Below are 20,003 nucleotides of genomic sequence, written 5' to 3'. Positions count from 1 at the left end.
CACCACGGAGGTGACACGGAACCAGCCAAAACAACCAATTCATAAAAACAAATCGGTATCAACAAACTTGGCACACTATTGAGTTCTCAAACAACAGACACACCCGACACCACCCACACCCACAAACAGGGTCCAGGATCGCTCCGGAGCAACTTCCCAAACTTACCAGACCAGCCCGCCCCGCACAACTCCCGAACCCGGGAACCGCACCGGACAAAACCACCGTCCGCGACCCCCGCAAACCACACCGGAACGCACAAAAGCGAACCAACAATTTGGTTTCCATTTGGAAGGGAGTCTGTCGCAACTTTCCCGCATCAGCGGCGGCGACTCGAACCACTCTACACACCCCCAAGACCACAGGCAAATCCACGCCCAGAGGATCAAGAACCGCGGCAATCCGCGGCAAAACCGGCGGTTGTGCGCCATAAGAAGCCGTCGGCGTCGTGATCAGGCGCTGTGTGCTGCACCACTTAAACGGAAGCAACGGTTAAACGCAAGAGGGGCCGGCAACCAAACGGTTGCCGGCCCCTCTAGTGCTTCTGGATTACCAGGAAGACTTGGTGATGCCCGGAAGCTCACCACGGTGAGCCATGTCGCGGAAGCGAACACGGGAGATACCGAACTTCTGGAAGGTACCGCGCGGGCGGCCGTCGATGATGTCGCGGTTACGCAGACGGACCGGGGAGGCGTTGCGGGGCAGCTTCTGCAGGCCGAGGCGAGCAGCTTCGCGGGCTTCGTCGGTTGAGTTGGGATCAACCAGAGCCTTCTTCAGCTCGAGGCGCTTTGCAGCATAGCGCTCAACGATGATTTTACGCTGTTCGTTCTTAGCGATCATTGACTTCTTAGCCATGTGTTTAGCGCTCCTCTCGGAATTCGACGTGCTGGCGGATTTTGGGGTCGTACTTCTTCAGGACCAGTCGGTCCGGGTCGTTACGACGGTTCTTGCGAGTCACGTAGGTGTAGCCCGTGCCCGCAGTCGACTTGAGCTTGATGATCGGACGTACGTCCTTGTCCTTTGCCATTAGAGCTTCACTCCTCGTGCCAGGATTGCGGCGACGACTACGTCGATGCCACGTACGTCGATGGTCTTGATGCCACGTGCAGAGACCTGCAGGGTGACGTTACGGCGCAGGGACGGAACCCAGTAGCGCTTCTTCTGGATGTTGGGGTCGAACCGACGCTTGTTGCGGCGGTGCGAGTGCGAAATGCTGTGTCCAAAGCCCGGCTCGGCTCCGGTCACCTGGCAGTGTGCTGCCATGACGACTCTCCTAAAAAATAATCTGAAACGGCCAGCAGAGTTCCTGCTTCCCGTGCGACAGGCGACGTCCGCAACCAGTCCACACCGTTTTCGGTAGTTCCCGCAGGGATGGACCAATTGACTGAAATCATCCAATGGTCACCGTTGCGGCGAAGGTAGTGGGTCCCGGACAACAAGCCGGGATACTGGGCGAATATTGGAATGCACGCAACTTGAGCCCCTAACTACCGGCCCGCGGATATCCCGTTGTTGCCAACAGTCACCGCCAACCGGAGCAATTGCGCACGCTCCGCGCCACCTAGCGCCTAATAAGTCTAGGGTCTAGGGCAATTTAAGGCCAATCGGGCGTATAGGAGTCCCCCACAAAAACGGCCACTCAAATCATAAGTAGCGGCCAGTCCCTTCACAGGAGAACGAAAGGTTGAGAGTTCAATCTTGAGTCATGAAGTCACAACTCCTCGCCTCTCCAGGCCAACGTGTGGGCACGCCCGAGGGTCAGCCTCCGGCGCCCACGCGGCGCAATCCCACCGTGGGAAGGTTTGCCGCGCAGCATCGCCGCCGCATGTTCCGAACGGACATGCTCACGGTAGCGCTGTGGGCTTCCCTCGCGGCAGCTCTGGCTTTGTGGCTCGCCGACGGCGGGGCATCATCCATCGGGAATGTCACCCAAGCGGTTACCGCCGTCGGGATCCTGGCGGGGCTTGCCGGCATGGATCTGGTCTTCCTCATGCTTCTGCTTGCGGCGCGATTGCCTTTTGTGGACGGCGCAGTCGGGCATGACAGGGCGCTGGAATTCCATCGGAAGCTGGGTAAACCGTCCCTCTATCTCCTCTTGGCACACGGACTTCTTCTGGCGATCGGCTATGGGATGGCCGAGGGGTTGGACCCGGTCAGTGAGGCCATTGCGCTTTGGGTTCTGGTACCCGATATGTGGCTGGCGTTCGTATCCTTGGCACTGTTCATCGCCGTTGTTGTCACCTCGCTTGTGGCTGTACGGCGCCGCTTTCCCTATGAATTCTGGTACTTCGTTCATCTGCTCACGTATGTGGCAGTAGCAACGGCATTGCCGCACCAATTCAGCGTGGGCGGCTTGTTCGCTGAAGGCACTTGGCAACGCTGGTACTGGCTGCTCCTCTGCATCGCCACGGGTTCGGCGTTAGCTTGGTTCCGCGTCGCCCAGCCGCTGATGGCCACATTCCGGCACCAGCTGACCGTGCGCCGCGTGGTGCGTCTTGCGCCGGGCGTCTTCAGCGTCGAAATGAGCGGTCTGCGATTGAACGAATTGTCGGGTAGTGGCGGCCGGTTCTTCGTGTGGCGCTTCTTGGCTCCCGGCATGTGGTGGCAGGCACACCCGTTCAGTTTGTCGGCGGAACCGAAAGTCGCGCCGCCGCAAGTCGGGCCGTCGTCGACCCTACCGTCGTCGGGCTTCATGCCGCGGCAAGGAAGCTTGCGTATCACCGTCCGGAATCTGGGCGCGGGTTCGGCCCTCTTGGCCTCGCTCAGACCGGGAACGAAAGTGGCCATCGAAGGTCCTTACGGGGTCTTCAGTACGGCAGCCCGAAGCCGGGAACGCGTGGTGATGATCGGGGCAGGAATCGGGATCACGCCTCTCCGGGCGCTTCTGGAGTCCACTCCTTTTTCTCCCGGGCAAGCGACGGTCCTGCTGCGGGGCAGCAGTGCAGATGAGCTATTCCTCGGCGACGAGATCCTGGAGTTGTGTAGAAAGCGCGGTGCCACGCTCTTCCACCTAACCGGCCCGCGGTCCGAGAACCCTCAGGGCACTTGGTTGCCGGCCTCGGCAGGTACCACCAGGCTGCGGGACTACGTGCCGGACATCGGAGACGCCGATGTCTACATCTGCGGCCCGTCCGCTTGGGCCCGCAACGTCTTGGCAGACGCGAAAAGCGCCGGCGCGCGGGAGGAACAACTCCACTATGAAAGGTTCGACTGGTGAGGCTCAGGGCAGGAATATCAGCAGCGCTGGCGTCGGCGGCGATCCTCCTGGTCGGTTGGCAGGCAGGTTCACACGTGTCGGACTCCAACGCCTCGGCGGTCACGACGTCCGCCACGGGCGGGACCGGCACCACCGGCAGCACGGGCTCGACGACGACCGGAACCACCGGGAGCGGCGCTTCCGGATCGACCTCGGGAACCGCAGCCGGCTCCAGTTCCAGCTCCAGTTCCAGTGCGGGCACCGGTGCGAGCGCGAAGGCCGGCGCGGCGGCCAAGGCAGGCGGCACCTACGCGGGAACCTCGGTGCAAACCCGTTTTGGAACAGTACAGGTCCAGATAACGGTCAAGGCCGGCGTGATCACGGATGTCACCGCCCTGCATCTGACCGACAATGAGCAACGGTCGGTCCAGATCAGCAACAGAGCGGCGCCCTTGCTCCGATCCGAGGTCCTCAGCGCCCAGTCGGCGAACGTCCAGACCATCGGCGGCGCCACCGTGACCAGCGATGCGTACTTGACGTCTCTCCAGGCCGCCCTTGATGCAGCCCATCTCTAAGCCCAGCGGGCCTCAGCAGGGCAAGAAAGAGCCGCGACTTCGTTCCCGCACGTTCACGAGCATGGGCACTGTGGTGAGCCTGGCCGTCCCCGCTGGTCCGGCGACCGCTCCCCAAGCTGCGGTGGACGAGCTCGAGGCGGCCATCGCCGTCGTCGAGCAGTTGTTCAACGGGCTGGATCGGACGTTTAGTCTCTACCGTGCCGACTCGGAGGCGAGCGCGATGGCCCGGGGCGAGTTGGCGCTGACGGACGCCTCAGCTGATATGCGCCGGCTGTATGTCCAGGCCTCCGAGTGGCGCACGCTTACCGAAAATGCGTTCACAGCGGAACGGCCCGACGGCGTCGTGGACTTGGCGGGGATCGTCAAGGGACATGCGATGCGGGAAGCCGGAACGTCGCTGCTCGCACTGGGCCTGAAGGACTGGTGCCTCAATGCGGGTGGGGATGTGCTGGTGGACGGCTCGCCGACACCGGGCAGCGCGCGGCCGTGGCTGGCGGGGATTGTTGATCCGGCGGATCGGACGACGCTCCTGACCGCATTTCCGCTTGTCGGCAACAAGCGAGCGCTGGCAACCTCCGGAACCAGCGAACGCGGCCACCACATTTGGTCAGCAGGCCTTCAAACCGAGCGCACCGAGGGGTTCCGGCAAGTTTCCGTCGCGGCGGCCGATATCGTCACAGCCGATGTCCTGGCCACCGCCATCATGGCCGGCGGCGCCCGGACCCTCGCGCTGGCCACCTCCCGCTGGGACGTGGAGGTGCTCGCCGTGAAGAACGACGGCGGACTGCTCGCGACGCCGGGATTCAGGAACCACGCTGCTAGGGCCGGGTGAGCTGCGGATACTTCGGGCTCAGGCCGTCGCCCGACGATTTGCCCGTAACTCGACGGACGACCCATGGGGCAGCGTGTTCACGGGCCCAACGCGCGTTGGCACGCAAGGCTTCCACCCGCGCAAGCTGGGGTTGCGGGACAGGTGGGGGCACCTCCAAGGAACCCTCGTGTTCGAGGACTGCCAAGACGCGGTTGGCCATGTTGATGTGGCCAGCAGTGGACATGTGCATTCGGTCCTGCGCCCACATGTGCCAGTCGTGGTATTCGCTGAAGCGCCAATAGTCCACCAGCAGCCCACCATGGTTTTCGGCGATTTCCCGCAGCAATTCGTTGTAGATCGCGGTGCGTCCGCGCATGGTGCCGAAAACCTTGGAACTGCGGGCGTCGAAACCGGTAAAGAGAAGCAATGTGGCCCCGGTGGCGCTTAGCTTCTCGATGCCGGCTTCGTAGTCGGCCATGAGCCTGTCGATGTCCACTTTGGGGCGGAAGATGTCGTTTGCCCCGGCGTACAGGGTCACCAGCGTCGGTTGAAGCGCGACGGCGGCGTCCACCTGTTCTGCCATGACTTGCCGGAGCTTCTTGCCGCGGATGGCCAGGTTGGCGTAGCCGAAATTGTCGTTGCTTTGGGCCAGCTGATGGGCAACGAGGTCCGCCCATCCCCTGACTCCGTTGGGTCGCGAGGGGTCGGCGTCGCCAAGCCCTTCGGTGAATGAGTCTCCCAATGCCACATACCGGGCAGAAAAATCCATGGCGCCAGTCTTTCATTAGTGCGGGGCGGCCGTCACGCGGGCAGCAGGCCGCGGCTCAGCGTTCGCGCAGGATCCAGTGATCGTCGTCCAGTCGCGCCACGATCTTCTCGCCGATCCGCGCGAGGTCCGCGACGTCGTCGTCGGTCATGGCATCCAGCATCAACGAGCGGACGGCATCCACATGACCCGGAGCGAGGGACACGATAGTGTCCATGCCGGCGTCCGTCAGGTGCGCCACGGTGACGCGGGCATCGCCCGGGTGCGCCTCGCGCTCCACCCAGCCGCGTCTCTGCAGCTTGGTGACGACGTGCGACAGCCTGGACAGCGACGCGCTGGTGCGGGCCGCGAGCTCACTCATCGGGAGGAACCGCCCATCCGCTTCGGACAGCATGGCGAGCACGTTGTAGTCGAACAGCGACAATTTTCCGGCCGCTTGCAGCTGGGTGTCCAAAGCTGCGGGCAGCAGGGTGTTGATACTCAGGAGGGCCAGCCAGGCACGGCGTTCGTCGGCGTTGAGCCAGCGCGGTTCGGTCATGGATTCATCTTAGAAGGAAATTAATACTTGACACTTCAACTTAATGTCATTATGGTTTTAGTTGAAGCTTCAAGTAAGTGAATGCGGACCAATCCGCAGGACCATGAGCATCCAAGCAAAGGAACAACAATGGCTGACATCACCATCATCGGCACTGGCAACATGGCGTCCGGAATTGCGGCCCGCGCCGCCACCGCAGGCAAGAGCGTCCAGATCCTCGGCCGCGACGCAGGCTCCGCTGCCGCGCTGGCCGCATCAGTCAACGGAACCTCCGGCACCACGGGATCCCCGGTGGAAGGCAGCATCGTGGTACTGGCCACTCCGTTCGAGGCCTCCAAGGCAGTGCTTTCCTCCTATGGCTCCGCGCTCAACGGGAAGACGATCGTGGACATCTCCAACCCTGTGAACTTCGAAACCTTCGATTCCCTCACCGTCCCCGCCGGAACCTCGGCCGCCGAAGAACTCCAGGCATTGGTCCCCGGCGCATCGGTAGTCAAGGCGTTCAACACTGTCTTCGCAGCCACGCTCGCGGAGGGCGAAGTGAACGGCCAGACCCTTGACGTGCTGGTGGCGGGCGACGACGCCGAGGCGACAGCCGCCGTCGTCGACTTCGTCAAAGGTGCCGGGCTGCGCCCGGTGAACGTCGGGCCGCTGCGCCGCTCGCGTGAGCTCGAAGCCTTCCAGCTGCTCGTCATGACCCTGCAGATCAGCGAAGCCCACCCCGACTACAACTGGAACTCCGCGGTCAAACTGCTGCCGTAGGGCGTTGCGATTTCGGAGGGCGGTCCCTTTTGGCCGCCCTCCGCGTTGTAGGCTGGCGGCATGTTCGTCGTTTCACTGACATACAAGGTTCCCGACGAGATCGTCGACTTCCACCGCCCCGCACACATGGATTGGGTCAAAGAAGCGTTCGACGCCGGCACTTTCCTTGCGTCCGGACGGCGCGTTCCGGCGATCGGCGGTGTGCTGTTGTCCAACGTTGATCGTGCGACGCTGGACGCTTCCTTGGCGACGGACCCGTTCTATGTCAACGGGGTGGCCGACTTCGAGATCATCGAATTCACGGTGACCACGGCGTCCACAGGCTACGAAATCCTGCTGGACTAATCTGGCTGCGGTTCCGGGGCGTCACGCAGAGCACATTTTTGGCGCCTGGCTTGGGCGAGAAGGCCGGAAATTCGCTGTTTCGATGCTCGCTCATCCCCAAAAAGATGTCAGGCGTGACGCTGCCGCACCTCAAAGCCGGACTGGCTGAGCGGACATCCCCAGGCGCTCCGGCAAGACCACCGGCATGAGTGCGGGCCAGCGGGCGCTGAGGTGATCCCCGCTCGAAACTCCCCTGAAACGGCGCGAAAGCCACGGCGCCACATCGCGCCTGAGCCACGCGGCGTCGTCGGCCACGATCTCGGCACGGCTCCGCGGCTGCAGTGCCCCGAGCACCGGTGAGCCGAGCGAATGGGTGGCACCCAAAACTTCCAAGACCTTCTTCGCCATATATTCGTGTCCGATGCCGGACATATGCAGCCGGTCCGGAGCCCACATGCGGCGGTCCTGGTACTTTTCGAAGCACCAATGGTCCACCAGGAGCGTTCCGTAGGCCGCGGAAATGCGCCGGATGTGCTTATTGAAAACGGCCGTGCGGAGCTTGAACGGTTCCAATACGGGCGAGAGCGGCACGTTGTACTCGGTGAAAAGCAGGACATGGGCACCGCTCTCCGCGATCCTGGCAACTGCGTCCTCGAATCTGCCGATCAGGGAGCGCATGTCCAGCCGTGCACCGAGGAGATCGTTGCCGCCGGCGTGGAAACTGACCAGCGTGGGAGCCATGCGAAGCGCCGGATTGAGTTGTTTCTCCACGATCTGTTTGAGCCGCAGCCCGCGGAGGGCCAAGTTGGCGTACTGCGTCCGCGGCTGGTGCCTGGCCAATTCCTCGGCGACGCGATCGGCCCAGCCGCGGCAATCGTTGGGAAGGCGAAGGTCGGCATCGCCGACCCCTTCCGTGAAGGAATCCCCGACGGCCACGAATCGCAGCGCCACATGCGTGGTCAAAGTCCTGTCCCTCCGTTGTCTTGAGCGGTGCCTTGTGCGTTGTTTGGCGTCTTGCTTCCAGTCGCGGCAGCGGCCGAGCCTGCCACGGCGGCTTGGCGTTCCGCGAGTTTCCGCAGCCCCGCCTTCCGCGGAACCTTCACCAACTCCGGCCAACGGGGGCTCAGCATGTCCCCGAGTGTGACGCCGCGGAGCTTCCGGCCGAACAGCGGAAGGACCCACTCGTTTACCCAGCGGCGCTGACGACGTTCCCAATCGCGCAGGTTGAGGCGCTGCGGCGGTTCCCAATCCTTGGGGGAGAACTTATGCGGCACGCCGAGGTGATCCAGGACCTGCGCCGCCATGTATTTGTGTCCCGCTTTGGACATGTGGAGGCGGTCCGAGGCCCACATTCGGCGGTCGTGGTAGGCGTCAAGGCACCAATAGTCCACCAACACGGCCCCGTACTTGGCCGCCAATTCGCGAACACGCTCGTTGTAGAGAGCGTTCCGCTTCTTGAAGGGTTCAAGCACGGCCGAGACCTTGACGTCGTACCCCGTGAACAGGACCAACGTGGCTCCTGTCGCCGCCAGGCGCGCTACGAGCTTTTCGTATTCGGCCATGAGTTGGTCCATGTCCGTGCCGAAGTCCAAGATGTCGTTGCCGCCGGCATAGAGAGTGATGAGCGTGGGTTGCATGGCCAAGGCCCGGTCCAACTGTTCCTCAACGATATGGCGGAGGCGCTTGCTCCGGACGGCAAGGTTGGCATACTCCCAGCCAGGTTCAGCCTTGGCCAGTTTCTCGGCGACGCGGTCGGCCCAGCCCCGGACGCCGTTCGGGAGCGTCTTGTTCCGGTCCCCCACGCCCTCGGTGAAGGAATCGCCCAAGGCAACAAACCGCCGTCGTCCGTTCTGGTCAGCATGAAGCACGTTCCCAGCCACCACGCCAGCGTAACCCCGCCCGGTTGCCCGCCGGCAAAGCCCAGGTTAATTCGACGCTCGATCACGTATGGGGCCGTTTGGCCGCACGCCCGCTCTCCTATGGGGCCGTTTGGCCGAACGGTCGCTCACCTGATGTGAGCGAGCGTCCGCCGGAAGTGCCATAAAGGTGAGCGAGCGTCCGCCGGAAGTACCACAAACGTGAGCGAGCGTCGGAGCTAGCGGAACACGATGTCCACGGGGTTGGCCTCGGAACGCCATGCGCCCGGAACGCCCGGGCCGCCAATCACGGGAGCGGTGAGCACGCCGGAGCGGTTGGTTCGTTTGTCGCGCAGGATTTCGGTGACTGAGCCAAGGTGCCGGGAAAGGTCGATCACGTTCTCGGGCGCGGCCAGCAACAACTGGAAGCCGAACTCGTGCAGCGCCTTGATTCCCGCACCGGCGAATTCCTCCGAGGCCAGGACGAACGCCTCGTCCATCATCACCGTGCCATAGGTGGTGAATCCCTGCTCGGCGATACCCAGTTGGTAGCTCAGGGCGGCGGCCATGATGAACGCCGTGAATCGCTGCCGCTCGCCACCGGACATCGAGCCGGTGTCCGCGTGCATGTACACCTCGGTCTTCTTGCCGCCCCGCGGGCCCTGGACCGAGCGATGCTCCTTGCACTGGATGAAAAGATGGCCGCGGACATCCAGCACCTCTGCGCGCCAACGCCGGTCCTCCGGAGTTTGAGACCCGAGACGCTTGACCAGCGTTTCGAGCGACTTGTAGCGGTTGGTGAGTTCGACGTCGTCGTCCGCCTCAGGCAAGGCTCCGGTCCCCGAAGCCGCACCGGCCGAACGGGACGGCCGCGTGTGACGCGTCTTCAACGCGTTGTGGATAGCGTCCTTGAACTGCTTCGCGGTTGCGGGCAGCGTCTGCTTGATGTCGAGTTCCAGGAAGCTTCCCTCATGGAAATTGACCTCCGACAGGATGCCGTTGAGGGGCAGGATGCGGCTGGTGATCGCGCGGCGTTCCTCGTCGAGCAGGTGGAGCAGCGTACTGAACGATTCGTGCGTGCGCTGGTTGAAGAACTGCCGGAATTCGGCTTCCTGCGCTGGCAAGCCTTCGCTGACGATCTGGTGATAGCGGGACTCGAACTCGCCCGCCGCGCCGATGGAGGTGCCGTGATCCGCGGAAATCGCGGTGCCCCATTCGCGCACGAAGCCTTCGAACATGCGCGTCAACCGCTCGGCCAACGCCTGCCCGCGCGACTCGGCGGCGTGCAGCTCCGCCAAGAGCTTGCTCCGGACTTCCGCAGCCAGGGTGTCCAGTTCGTGGAGCTCGCTCACCTCGCCGAATGCGCTGAAGTACGGTTCGAGGGAGGCAACGGTAGTGCCCGACGGCGGCGCCTGGTCGAGGCGGTTGCGGGCAGCATCCAGGAGGGCGTCAGCCGTGGTCATCTGATGGTCGAGCGTCTTGTATTCGCTCTGCAAAACCGCCGCCGACCCTGTGGAGGACTGGTGCTTTTCACGCACGGCCTCGATGTTCGCCCGCAAGGGTTCCAAGTCGGCCTGCGCGGCCAGGGCATCCTTGAGCCGCTGTTCGATCTTCGCGAGCTCCTCGGCGGCCACCGCCGCCGAGACCTGTTCCCAACCACGTTCGTCGTCGGCAATGCGGCGCAGCGCCTCGAGTTGGCGCGTCATGCCTTGGTGGGAATCCTCGCGGCTTTGGGCGAGTTCGGCGGCCTTCGCAAGCTCGTTTTCGAGCTCCCCGACCTTCGCGGCCACGAGTTCCAGCTTGGAAGCATTGTCGAAGCCGAGCACGTAGTCCTGCCGGCTCGTAAAGCGATCGTCCTTCTCCACGGTGTGCTTGTTTCGCTTGACCACGCCGCCCAGGCTCAGGCCTTTGTCCAGCTTTGCGAGTTCGTCCGGGTCTTCCACACACGGGTAGGCGAAATCGAGGGAGATCCGCTCGCGGATCCACTCTCCGGCGTCGGCGTTCGCCCCCAAGGCGAGGATGTTCAACTTTGTCAGCAAGTCGCCGTCGGACACGTCCTCCACAGCCAAAGCGCCGCCTGCGAGCGGTTTGGAGACGTCGACTGCCCGAAGGGCGCCGCGGACGGTGTTGTCGTTGAGGTAGCGCGTGACGGCGGCGAAGTGCTCGCCCGGAACCAGCAGCGTCGTGGCCAGGTTCCGCAGGGCGCGCTCGGCCGCGGGCCGCCACCGTTCCTCCCCCTCGGCGAGGTCAATCAGCTCGCCGCCGAAGGGCATGCGGTCCTCGGGGACGCCGGTGGCTGCGGCGATCGCAGCGCGGTTTTCAATGCTCGACGGCGGCAGCAGGGACTTGCGCGTCTTCAGCGAGACGAGCTCCTGCTGGGCCGCGGCGAGTTCGCGCTTCTTGGTGGCGTGGCCGTCGAAGGCTTCGAACCGGAGTTCCCTCAGCGCTTCGGAATCGTCCTTGAGTTCGGCGGAGCGGCTCGCTGCCTGCTCGTGGGCCTGCTCCCAACCCTCAGCCGTCCACTCAAGGTTCAGCCCGGCGTCGGCCAACGCCTGGCGGGCTGCTCCCTCCACTTGCTGGCGGAGCTTGAGGCCGACACGGGCATTTTCCAGCGACTGCTCGATCGCCGAAATCGCATTGCCCCCCTGGTTGTTGTAATCCGATTCGAGCTGGCGCAGCTCTTTGGCCAGGGAGTCCCTGACGCCCCGCTCCGCGCTGAGTTCCTTTGCCTTCGCCTGGGCGAGGTCCTTGAAACGGGCCAACGTCTTGGCGTGGACAGTGACGGAAAGCTGCTGCTTGTGGGCGTCGAATTCCTCGCCGCTGAGCTCCCGGAGCCGGTTGGCCTCCAGCAACGACTGGGCATACTCCTTGTTCATTCCCGGCACGGGGGCGAGCTGATCGCGCTGCTGGCGGACGTCCTCCAGCCGCTGCCTGATGGACATGAGGTTGCTGAATTCCTCGACGACGTCGTCCGCGGCGGTCAGGGTCGCCGGGGCATCCAGCACCTGGTCGCGGAAGAACGTGTTGACGCTGCCTCCGAGCCCCTTGCCTGCCTGGATCACCCGCAGGAGCGGGAGCGCCTGGTCCGAGTTGATGCCCAGAAGCCGGCGGAAACGCTCCGCAAAGGCCTTGTGCACATCGAAGATCTGGGCATCCGGGAAGATGGTCTCCAGTGCGCCCTTTGTGAAGCGCTTCTCGGCGATGCCCTCGATCGCCCCGAGGTCCAGGGGCTTGTTGTCGATCACGTAGAACCGGCCGACGCTGGATTCCGTACCGTTCTTGGGCAGGTCGAACAGGGCCGAGATGGTGATCTTGGTGCCAGCCGCGTTGTCGAAGGTCAGTGCGACGGCGGACCAGGTGGCGCCGGGGCGCTGGAAGGCACTCGCCGAGCCCTCACCCACGGCCTTGTCGCCCACCTTTCCACGCATGTACGTGAACGTGGTCCTCTTGTCCTCCACAGCCCCGCCAGCCCGCTGCGCGGCAGCCTCATTGGAGCGCGGCCGGGCATCGAAGACGCGGAGCATGGCATCGAACAACGTCGACTTCCCGACGCCAGAATTGCCCGTGAGGAGCGTGCCGTTTCGGTCCACGCGCATCGTGTGGGCGCCATGGAACGTCCCCCAATTGACCACCTGGACCAAGGCAAGGCGCATCTGGCCCGGGTTGGTGAGTTCGCCGATCGGAAGCATGGTTGCAATGGTCACTTGGCTGCCTCCGCTTTGGTCTTCGCAGTTGTGGTTGCGTCAGCTGTGGTTGCCTTTGCCTCCGCGGTGGATGCCGGCCCCGCCCCTTCCCCGGACAGCATTCGTCCTCCGGACGATGCTGCCGGCTCCGACAGGCCCGATGCCACTCCCGGGCCGGCATCCACCGCTGCGGCGTTGTCAGGGTCGCCGCTGCTTTCGATCACCCAGGCGGCCTCGGCTGCTGCGGCATGTTCGTCACCATTGGTGTCATCCACCTCGGCGTCGGAGACAGCGTCGGCGTCGTCACCTGCGGCGTCGTCGTCCATTTCTGTCAGTTCGATCAGGGGTTCGGTGCCTGATTCGTCGGCTGCTACGGCGATCAGCGCTTCGATCTGGGCCGGGATGTCGCCGATGTTTTCGAAGGGGAGGGCTAGTGGGAGGGCCTTGGAGATCGCGAAGGTGTCTTCGATGCCCGTGGCTAGGAGGAGTTGGCGGGCTAGGAGCTTCGTGACGGTGCGGTTGACGACGTCGGTGTCGCGGAGGGCGTCTTGTTGGCCGGATGGCTGGTAGTGCGCCACGAGTTCGGCGATTTCTTCGCGGGTGATGACGGGATCGGTCTGGGCCGTGGCGTGGCGGTCCAGGAGGAGCCTCAGTCGCAGCAGCACGATGGTCTCGACACGGCTCAACGCGCGCTGTTGGCGAAGGATGCTCGAGCGGGCGCTGCCGCCGATGGCTTCCGGATCAACAGGCCGGAGCACCGCGATCTTCCGTTCGTGGTCCAACTGCAGGTTCAGGAAGAGCTCCGAAAGGCGGCTGCGGAGAATCACTTGGTCGTCCAGGAGGGTGGTCCAGAGCTTTTCGTCGCGGCCGCCGTCGATGTACGGACCCTTGAGCAGGCGCACGAGGGCTTGACGGACCTTCATGGGCAGCACGCCGGTATCGCCCGGGAACAGCGCCGCGCCGTCAACAAACGTGTCGCGGGGAGTGACGCGGAAAGGATCCGAGCGGACATGTCCATCTTCAGCCGCCGAACCCGCCGTCAAGGAATGCGCATGTCCATCCTGCGAAGGTCCGGACTGGACATGCTGCGATATGTCCACTCCTTGCTCCGAAGAGGGGGCATGCTCGGTGGGGTGGGCGTCAGTCATCGGAATCCTTAGTCAGCGTCACGAGGGGCAGGTACGCGGTGCGCGTGCTGCCGTCGATTTGTTCGAAGTCGATGTCTTCCCACGCAGCCCGGTCAAACGACGCACCCCCGTGCAGCGCTTCGGACAGGAGGGCCCGGACAGTGTTGATGTGCCGTTCTTCCTCCGGGAGGTTGGTCCAAGCCTCCGCCAGCGTGGCGGCGCCTGCCATGGCGGCGCGGACGACGGCGGGCCTCGCTTTCGCGGAGCGCAGCGACCTGACGCGGTCCGAATCGCTGAAGGCAATGGGATCGGCGAGCTTGGGAGGCGCCGCGAACTCATCCGGATCGAAGAGCTTGACCATGGCGAGCGATTCGAATCCCGCGTTGAACAGCACCGGTCCGCGGACCAGGCCGGGACGGTCGCGTTCGTAGGGCATGGAGCGGATCGCTTGCTCGGCCTCGCGCAAGACCTGCCTCAGCCGGACCGACTGACGGATGTCTTCGCTTTGGATGTAGTTGTTCAGGCTCTCCGAAAGCCGGCCGTAGATGCGCTGGATCTGGCTGTGCTGCGCACGAAGTTCGGCCACGAGGTTCTTGAGGGTCTCCCGGTCCTCATGGCTGAGCTCGTCGGCAAACTGACGGCTCAACACGTCACCGATCGCCGAACGGAAGCGCAACTGTTGCTGCGGATCCTCAAGGAACGCAGTGAACGAGCGGAACGTGCGGCCTTCGGGACTCTGACGCAAGCGTTTGTCCGCCTCCAGGACCTGCGCCATGGTGGCACCTTTGCTGAGGGACTCCTCGATGATCTGGTTGCGAAGCTCGCCGACCAGTTCCTCGATGCGGTCGCGCATTTTTTTGTAGTCCGCGGGCAGGCTCGCCGCCAGGTCCAGGATGTTCCCAGCCGCTTCGACGGCTTCTTCGTCATCCAGGAGGCCGTCGAAGTCGCCGGAGCTAATGTCCTCGATCAGCTGCTGACGTTCTTGAATCTCCTCCGAGAGGGACTCCAGGCGGGCGCTCTGGTCCGGATTGGTCTCGTTGGCGAGCTTTTCGACGTCGCCCAACAGTGTTCCGAGCCGGGAACCATTGAGGGTGGAGCGTTCGCTGGAGAGACTATCGAGGAAAGCGAGGACGCGTGCGGCAGCCTCGGTGATTTCGTAGACGATCTGGCCGGACTGGCTGCGACGGGTCAGGAACTGCTTGCGGGTCCACTCGTCGGCAAACGCCTTGCCGCTCGCCTGCCCTCCCAGCCCGGGATCCTGCCTCCGGAGCTGCTCAAGGAAGGCGTCGACGTCGGCGTGGAACTCTTCAAGCGGAAGCTGCGGTCTTGTGCGGGTGAAGGACGCTTGGAGCACCGCGATGACCCAGGGGGCCGAGCGTGTGAGAGCCCATGCGGGGCCCTTGGTGAGAAGCTCGAGGTCCCTGAGCCGTGCGCTAATGGCATCGGCTGAGGACATTGCTGAGCGGGACACTTACTCTCCTTCAGCTGCTGCGGAACCTATTGGCAGCGGAAATCCCGAAAACTGCCCCGTACAAGGTTAACGCAGGGTGCACCGCAACCCTTCCGTGATCTACCTAGCGGTAGGGTTTCGATCGCGTATCGACACGCATGGCGGCCGGTGTTGTTGCTAGCTGAACTGCCGATATCGCCCCTAGTGTCGTCACCAACGACTTCGACATTCCGACGTCGGCTTTGGCAGCGTTGCGGAGGGGACCCGATGCAGTTCGACCTTACGACTATGGACACCAGCACCTACGTTTTCGGCGGAACACTGGTCCTGGGCCTGGTTCTGGCGGCCTTCATCGTGGTAGCCGCCATGGCCACCCTTGCGTTGGTCGGAGCGGCGAGCCTCGCCTGGTTCACCGTGAAGAACGTGCTGGGTGGGCTGGTCCACGGCATCAATTTCGCGTGGGATCAGCTGGTCCACCAGGCCGGAAAGGTCGAGCTGCCAGTGGAATTCCCATCGCAAACCTCCCCTAGCACAGGTACCTACCCGCGGGTAGCATTGAGGGACAGCTGAAGGGTCCCCCACCCGAGGCGGATCCTGGGCTCGAACCGGCACAACCGGCAAGAGGAGCCTTCCTATGACCTCCGCCACTGACAACAAGAGCACCGACGTCACAGCGGCAGAAGCCCGCGCCGTCGCCGAAGCCGCCCGCGAAACCGAATGGAACCGCCCAAGTTTTGCCAAAGGGCTGTATCTGGGCGATTTCGATCTTGGATTAATCCACCCTTGGCCACAAGCAAGAGCCGAGGACGTCGAGCGCGGCGAAGAGTTCATGTCGAAGTTGACGGAATTCTGCGGCACCATGTCCGGCCGCATGATCGAGCGCGATGCCAAAATCCCGGACGAATATCTCGCGGGCCTCACCGAGCTGGGCGTTTTCGGCATGAAGATTCCGCGCGAGTACGGCGGCTTGGGCCTGTCTCTGGTCTACTACGGAAGAGCCTTGGCTCTCCTGGGATCGGTCCACCCGAGCCTGGGCGCGCTGCTTTCGGCCCACCAATCCATCGGCGTCCCGGAGCCGGTCAAGGTCTTCGGCACGCCCGAACAAAAGCAGGAGTACCTGCCGCGTTGCGCCGCCGGCGCTATCACGGCTTTCCTGTTAACAGAGCCCGACGTCGGCAGCGACCCCGCCCGGATGGGCTGCACCGCAGTGCCAAGCGACGACGGCGAGTCCTACGTTTTGGACGGCGTAAAACTTTGGACCACCAACGGCGTCATTGCCGAGCTAGTGGTGGTCATGGCGGTTGTTCCGGCCCGCACCGGCCCCGACGGCACGGTCCTGAAGGGCGGCATCACAGCGTTCGTGGTGGAAATGGACTCTCCCGGCATCACTGTCGAGAACCGCAATTCCTTCATGGGCCTGCGCGGCATCGAGAACGGGGTGACCCGTTTCCACCAGGTTCGTGTACCTGCAGCCAACAGGCTCGGCCGGGAGGGCCAAGGGCTCAAGATCGCGCTCACGACGCTCAACACGGGCCGTCTCTCCATCCCCGGACTATGCGTGGCCGCGGGCAAGTGGTCGCTGAAGATCGCCCGTGAATGGTCCAACGCGCGCTCCCAATGGGGACGTCCGGTTGGAAAACATGAGGCCGTCGGCAAGAAGATCGCCTTTATCGCCGCCACCACTTTTGCCCTCGAATCCGTCTTTGAGCTCTCCGCCGAAATGGCCGACTCCGGGCAGAAGGATGTTCGGATCGAGGCCGCCTTGGCCAAGCTTTGGTCCACTGAGCTGAGCTACACGGTGGCTGACGAGCTGGTGCAGATCCGTGGTGGTCGTGGCTTCGAGACGGCTGATTCCCTTGAAGCCCGGGGGGAACGCGCAGTAGCGGCGGAGCAACTGCTGCGGGACATGCGCATCAACCGGATCTTTGAAGGCTCGTCCGAGATCATGCGCCTGCTCATCGCCCGCGAAGCCGTCGACGCCCACCTTTCGGCAGCGGGCGAGCTCGCTTCCGCGGACGCGACCCTGCAGGAGAAGGCGCGTGCCGCCGTCGGCGCCTCCGGTTTTTACGCAAAGTGGCTCCCCAAGCTCGTGGCCGGAGCCGGAATGGACCCCCGCTCCTATGGTGAGTTTGGGCGCTTGGCCAAGCAATTGCGGTATGTGGAGCGGGCTTCTCGAAGGCTCGCCCGGCAGACGTTCTACGGGATGGGCCGCTGGCAGGCGAGGCTCGAGTACAAACAAGCCTTCCTCGGCAGGATTGTGGATATCGGAGCGGAGTTGTTTGCCATGGCCGCGTGCTGCTCACGGGCCGAAATGCTGTTGCAGACGGCGCCGGAACAGGGTGCGGCGGCCTACGAACTTGCCGAAGCCTTCTGCGAGCAAGCCCGGATACGCGTGGACGGATACTTCGAGCAATTGTGGCGGAACACCGACGACGTCGATCACGAGCTGTCATCGAACGTCCTGGCTGGCGACTACGCCTGGCTCGAGGCCGGAATCCTGGACCAGTCCGAAGGTACAGGCCCATGGATCGCCGATGCCTCCCCTGGAGCGTCATCGAAGAAGAGCCTGCACCGGAAGTACCGCTGAGGCCCGGTGCTGACCGCGGCACGGGCGGAAAGAGCTAGCCGACGTCGCCGTCGAGGTAGTACCAGCGGCGATCAATCCGCACGAAGCGGCTGGTTTCGCGCTGGACCCCGCTTTCGCCGTCGGACCGGTAGTGCGCCGCGAACTCGACCGATCCTTCAAGGTCCAAGGGACCGCCGTGGCGCGTTGCCAGGATGTCCAGCCGCAGCCACTCAATATCCGGGTCCAAGTCCAGTGCCGCCGGGCGTGTGTCCGGGTGCCACGTGCGCAGAATGTAGTCCGTGTCAAGGACCACGAAGGCCGAGTAGCGGGCGCGCATGAGCTGCTCAGCGGTGGGCGCATCGGCGTCCCCGCGATGGAAACGTCCGCAGCACGCGGTGTACTGCTCCCCGGACAGGCAAGGGCAGGTGCCGTGGCGGAGGCGAGCGGAATCGAGTGGCATTGACGCCCTATCTGGACTGAATGGTGAGAGCTAGGCAACAAATCTTGTCACACCAGATAACAGCTTCGATACAACCTAGACGAGGCGGAGTTTGACGGATGATTCATCCAGATTTCGCCCGTAGGCTAGGAGACATGCCCGCGGACCGACGGTTGCGGCATCCACCTCACAACTCTGGCTCGGGGAGGCTACGTGGAGGATCCAACAACACTGGCCCTCAATCTGACCTTTTTCGGCACGCTCGGACTCGCCTCGATCATGTTCCTCGCTTTGGGCTTCCTGATGGTTATCACTTTGGTGCTGGCCGGCGTCGTGAAGTTGCTCTCGATCATCCTTCTCGCCATGGTGGGAATCTTCCCGAAGCGCAATACGGTCCCGGTTGTGCACCTGCCGCCGAGGCCCCGGCGCGTCCCGACCCTGGCGGAGTCTGTGGAATCGACGATGGCGGATGCCGGTTCCTTGGGGACGGGTGCGGCTGCCCCCGAGAAACCGCGCCTTGGAGTCCTGAGGACCACCAAGTTGCTGTGGTCCGCGGGGTGGACTGCTTTCCGGTCCTTCCCTTGGAAGCGGCTCGTGGATCCACGGACGTGGCCCAAGCCCGCGCAGGTCAAGGCACGAATCGCAACCGCTGCCACGGCCGTGGCCACAACCCAGGCCAAGGAACATCCCTTCGTGGTTGCGGTAAAGCCGGATCCGCCGGTCCTGAACAGTCAATGGGCGGCAGCCGTTGCCGAGGCTGACGCCCGGGCCGCGGCCCGGGATGCTGAACGGGCACAGGAAACACCAGCCCAAGAGGCAACGCCCCACGAGATTGTGGCGCCGGTCCGTGAACGCCAAGAAGACCCACACGGAGGCAAGCCGGTCTCATCCGGACGAGTGACAGCCTCCGCAGGAGCCCGCCCCCGAGCGTAGAGTCCCAAGCGCCCGTCTGACCCAACTAACTCGCATTTGTTGTCGTTTTGACGGCTCATAACGACACCTACTGCGAGTCAGTTGGGGCCGCTACTGCGAGTCAGTTGGGGCTGCGTCCAGCCTCAGGCCACCAGTTGCCTGAAGCCGGCCCCGTGGTAGATGAGCGGCTCGGCGTCGTAGTTCCTGAAGACGCGGAACTACGACGTCGGTAATCAGCCCTCCGTCGGCGCCCCCGGCTCGCGCCAGCCCAGCTCCTGGGAGATGGCGTGGGTGGTCTCAAGTAGCTGAGGCAACAGCAGCTTGAGGGCATCCAAATCGGCACGTTCTTTAAAAGCAGTAATCGAGATAGCACCCGCAACCGCCCCGGTATGGCTGTGGACGGGGGCGGCAATGCAATTGGAGAAGGACTCATACTCTCCCCGGTCCGCAGCCCAGCCATTTTTCCGCACGTCCCCGAGCACTCGGAGGAATTCTCCCCTGGACGTGATGGTTGTGGGGGTGAACTGCTCGAACGTGGCGTGGTCCAATATCTGGTCTCTTTGCCGGGCTTGCAGGAACGCAAGGATGGCTTTGCTGACTCCGGCCGTGTGCACCACCACCAATCCGCCAATCTTGGTGTTGAGGGTGATGGAGTTAGGCGGTTCAATTTTGTCCACGTAGACAAGGTGGGCAGCTTCCGCAACCGCAAACTGGACGGTATGTCCCACCCGCTTGCTGAGTTGCAGGATATGAGGGTGAACCAGGGAACGCAGGTCAAACTGTTCGAGGGCTGACTGGGCTAACCCAGCAAGTCGGAATCCCACACCGAAGCGGCCGGAATCGTCCTTACGGAGAAATCCAGCTCCAATCAGGGTATTGACCAACCTCATCGCCGTAGTCCGGTGGACTCCCAACCAATCCGCAATGTCCTTGATTTCACGAGGCTGGTCACTGCAGTACTCAAGAATGTCTATGGCCCGCCCTACTGTCTGGGACACGT

At 63.5% G+C, this 20,003-nt stretch carries 19 protein-coding genes and 1 pseudogene; 8 read left to right on the top strand and 12 right to left on the bottom strand.

The window, feature by feature from the left end; translation table 11 throughout:
* Positions 1 to 547 precede the first annotated feature (547 nt).
* Genes rpsN through rpmB form a run of 3 tightly spaced genes read right to left on the bottom strand, consistent with a single transcriptional unit; the run spans position 548 to position 1,261 of the window.
* The gene (gene rpsN / locus OW521_RS13260; protein WP_268020102.1) at positions 548 to 853 is read right to left on the bottom strand and encodes a 30S ribosomal protein S14; all 306 of its coding nucleotides are present in this window, start codon (positions 851 to 853) and stop codon (positions 548 to 550) included.
* Between the two features lie 4 nt (positions 854 to 857).
* The gene (rpmG, locus tag OW521_RS13255; RefSeq protein ID WP_003798558.1) at positions 858 to 1,025 is read right to left on the bottom strand and encodes a 50S ribosomal protein L33; all 168 of its coding nucleotides are present in this window, start codon (positions 1,023 to 1,025) and stop codon (positions 858 to 860) included.
* Positions 1,025 to 1,261 (bottom strand): 50S ribosomal protein L28, encoded by a 237-nt coding sequence (rpmB, locus tag OW521_RS13250; protein ID WP_011693744.1) that lies wholly within the window; start codon positions 1,259 to 1,261, stop codon positions 1,025 to 1,027. The genes rpmG and rpmB overlap by 1 nt, the downstream gene beginning before the upstream one ends.
* 442 nt (positions 1,262 to 1,703) lie before the next feature.
* On the opposite strand from rpmB, the gene OW521_RS13245 reads away from it, so the two are divergent.
* The 3 genes from OW521_RS13245 to OW521_RS13235 all read left to right on the top strand — a co-directional run bounded on the left by OW521_RS13245 (position 1,704) and on the right by OW521_RS13235 (position 4,601).
* Positions 1,704 to 3,215 (top strand): ferredoxin reductase family protein, encoded by a 1,512-nt coding sequence (locus OW521_RS13245; RefSeq protein WP_268020100.1) that lies wholly within the window; start codon positions 1,704 to 1,706, stop codon positions 3,213 to 3,215.
* Positions 3,212 to 3,769, top strand: coding sequence for an FMN-binding protein (locus OW521_RS13240; protein ID WP_268020099.1), 558 nt, complete (start codon positions 3,212 to 3,214; stop codon positions 3,767 to 3,769). The genes OW521_RS13245 and OW521_RS13240 overlap by 4 nt, the downstream gene beginning before the upstream one ends.
* Before the next feature lie 61 nt (positions 3,770 to 3,830).
* Complete coding sequence (locus tag OW521_RS13235) at positions 3,831 to 4,601, top strand: FAD:protein FMN transferase (RefSeq protein ID WP_268025865.1); 771 nt, start codon at positions 3,831 to 3,833, stop codon at positions 4,599 to 4,601.
* Here the strand turns inward: OW521_RS13235 and OW521_RS13230 are convergent.
* On the bottom strand, positions 4,588 to 5,349 hold the full coding sequence (locus tag OW521_RS13230) for an SGNH/GDSL hydrolase family protein (protein ID WP_268020098.1): 762 nt from the start codon (positions 5,347 to 5,349) through the stop codon (positions 4,588 to 4,590). The genes OW521_RS13235 and OW521_RS13230 overlap by 14 nt on opposite strands.
* 55 nt (positions 5,350 to 5,404) lie before the next feature.
* Positions 5,405 to 5,884, bottom strand: coding sequence for a MarR family winged helix-turn-helix transcriptional regulator (locus OW521_RS13225; protein ID WP_268020097.1), 480 nt, complete (start codon positions 5,882 to 5,884; stop codon positions 5,405 to 5,407).
* 129 nt (positions 5,885 to 6,013) lie between these two features.
* Here OW521_RS13225 and OW521_RS13220 point away from each other — a divergent pair, with 129 nt between their 5' ends.
* A complete protein-coding gene (locus OW521_RS13220; RefSeq protein WP_268020096.1) occupies positions 6,014 to 6,646 on the top strand; it encodes an NADPH-dependent F420 reductase in 633 nt (210 codons plus the stop codon).
* 60 nt (positions 6,647 to 6,706) lie between these two features.
* Positions 6,707 to 6,991, top strand: a complete 285-nt coding sequence (locus tag OW521_RS13215; RefSeq protein ID WP_268020095.1) for a YciI family protein — start codon at positions 6,707 to 6,709, stop codon at positions 6,989 to 6,991.
* 129 nt (positions 6,992 to 7,120) lie between these two features.
* On the opposite strand, the gene OW521_RS13210 is transcribed toward OW521_RS13215, so the two are convergent.
* From OW521_RS13210 to OW521_RS13190, 5 genes and pseudogenes are all read right to left on the bottom strand, one after another.
* Entirely contained in the window at positions 7,121 to 7,933 is an 813-nt protein-coding gene (locus tag OW521_RS13210; protein WP_268020094.1) for an SGNH/GDSL hydrolase family protein, read from the bottom strand.
* Entirely contained in the window at positions 7,930 to 8,838 is a 909-nt protein-coding gene (locus OW521_RS13205) for an SGNH/GDSL hydrolase family protein (RefSeq protein ID WP_268020093.1), read from the bottom strand. The genes OW521_RS13210 and OW521_RS13205 overlap by 4 nt, the downstream gene beginning before the upstream one ends.
* Positions 8,839 to 9,065: 227 nt before the next feature.
* Positions 9,066 to 12,530, bottom strand: coding sequence for an ATP-binding protein (locus tag OW521_RS13200; protein ID WP_268020092.1), 3,465 nt, complete (start codon positions 12,528 to 12,530; stop codon positions 9,066 to 9,068).
* Positions 12,531 to 12,760: 230 nt separating this feature from the next.
* Positions 12,761 to 13,552 (bottom strand): annotated as a pseudogene (locus OW521_RS13195) (DUF4194 domain-containing protein); the annotation flags it as partial.
* A 97-nt stretch (positions 13,553 to 13,649) separates the two neighbouring features.
* Positions 13,650 to 15,107 carry a DUF3375 family protein gene (locus OW521_RS13190; protein ID WP_268020091.1) on the bottom strand — a complete coding sequence of 486 codons (1,458 nt, stop codon included), beginning with the start codon at positions 15,105 to 15,107 and terminating at the stop codon, positions 13,650 to 13,652.
* Between the two features lie 246 nt (positions 15,108 to 15,353).
* On the opposite strand from OW521_RS13190, the gene OW521_RS13185 reads away from it, so the two are divergent.
* Both OW521_RS13185 and OW521_RS13180 read left to right on the top strand, forming a co-directional pair.
* Positions 15,354 to 15,656 carry a hypothetical protein gene (locus OW521_RS13185; protein WP_268020090.1) on the top strand — a complete coding sequence of 101 codons (303 nt, stop codon included), beginning with the start codon at positions 15,354 to 15,356 and terminating at the stop codon, positions 15,654 to 15,656.
* A gap of 64 nt (positions 15,657 to 15,720) precedes the next feature.
* Positions 15,721 to 17,673 carry an acyl-CoA dehydrogenase family protein gene (locus OW521_RS13180; protein WP_268020089.1) on the top strand — a complete coding sequence of 651 codons (1,953 nt, stop codon included), beginning with the start codon at positions 15,721 to 15,723 and terminating at the stop codon, positions 17,671 to 17,673.
* A gap of 34 nt (positions 17,674 to 17,707) precedes the next feature.
* Here OW521_RS13180 and OW521_RS13175 read toward each other — a convergent pair whose 3' ends face one another.
* A complete protein-coding gene (locus tag OW521_RS13175; RefSeq protein ID WP_268020088.1) occupies positions 17,708 to 18,112 on the bottom strand; it encodes a YchJ family protein in 405 nt (134 codons plus the stop codon).
* Between the two features lie 192 nt (positions 18,113 to 18,304).
* Here OW521_RS13175 and OW521_RS13170 point away from each other — a divergent pair, with 192 nt between their 5' ends.
* Entirely contained in the window at positions 18,305 to 19,024 is a 720-nt protein-coding gene (locus tag OW521_RS13170) for a hypothetical protein (protein ID WP_268020087.1), read from the top strand.
* 212 nt (positions 19,025 to 19,236) lie between these two features.
* Here OW521_RS13170 and OW521_RS13165 read toward each other — a convergent pair whose 3' ends face one another.
* Positions 19,237 to 20,001, bottom strand: coding sequence for an IclR family transcriptional regulator (locus OW521_RS13165; protein ID WP_268020086.1), 765 nt, complete (start codon positions 19,999 to 20,001; stop codon positions 19,237 to 19,239).
* Positions 20,002 to 20,003: the final 2 nt, after the last annotated feature.

The sequence above is a fragment of the Arthrobacter sp. MMS18-M83 genome (genome assembly GCF_026683955.1).
Lineage (GTDB): Bacteria > Actinomycetota > Actinomycetes > Actinomycetales > Micrococcaceae > Arthrobacter.
The sequence above is the reverse complement of the archived record's forward strand: the minus strand, read 5'-3'. Positions and strand labels throughout refer to the sequence as shown.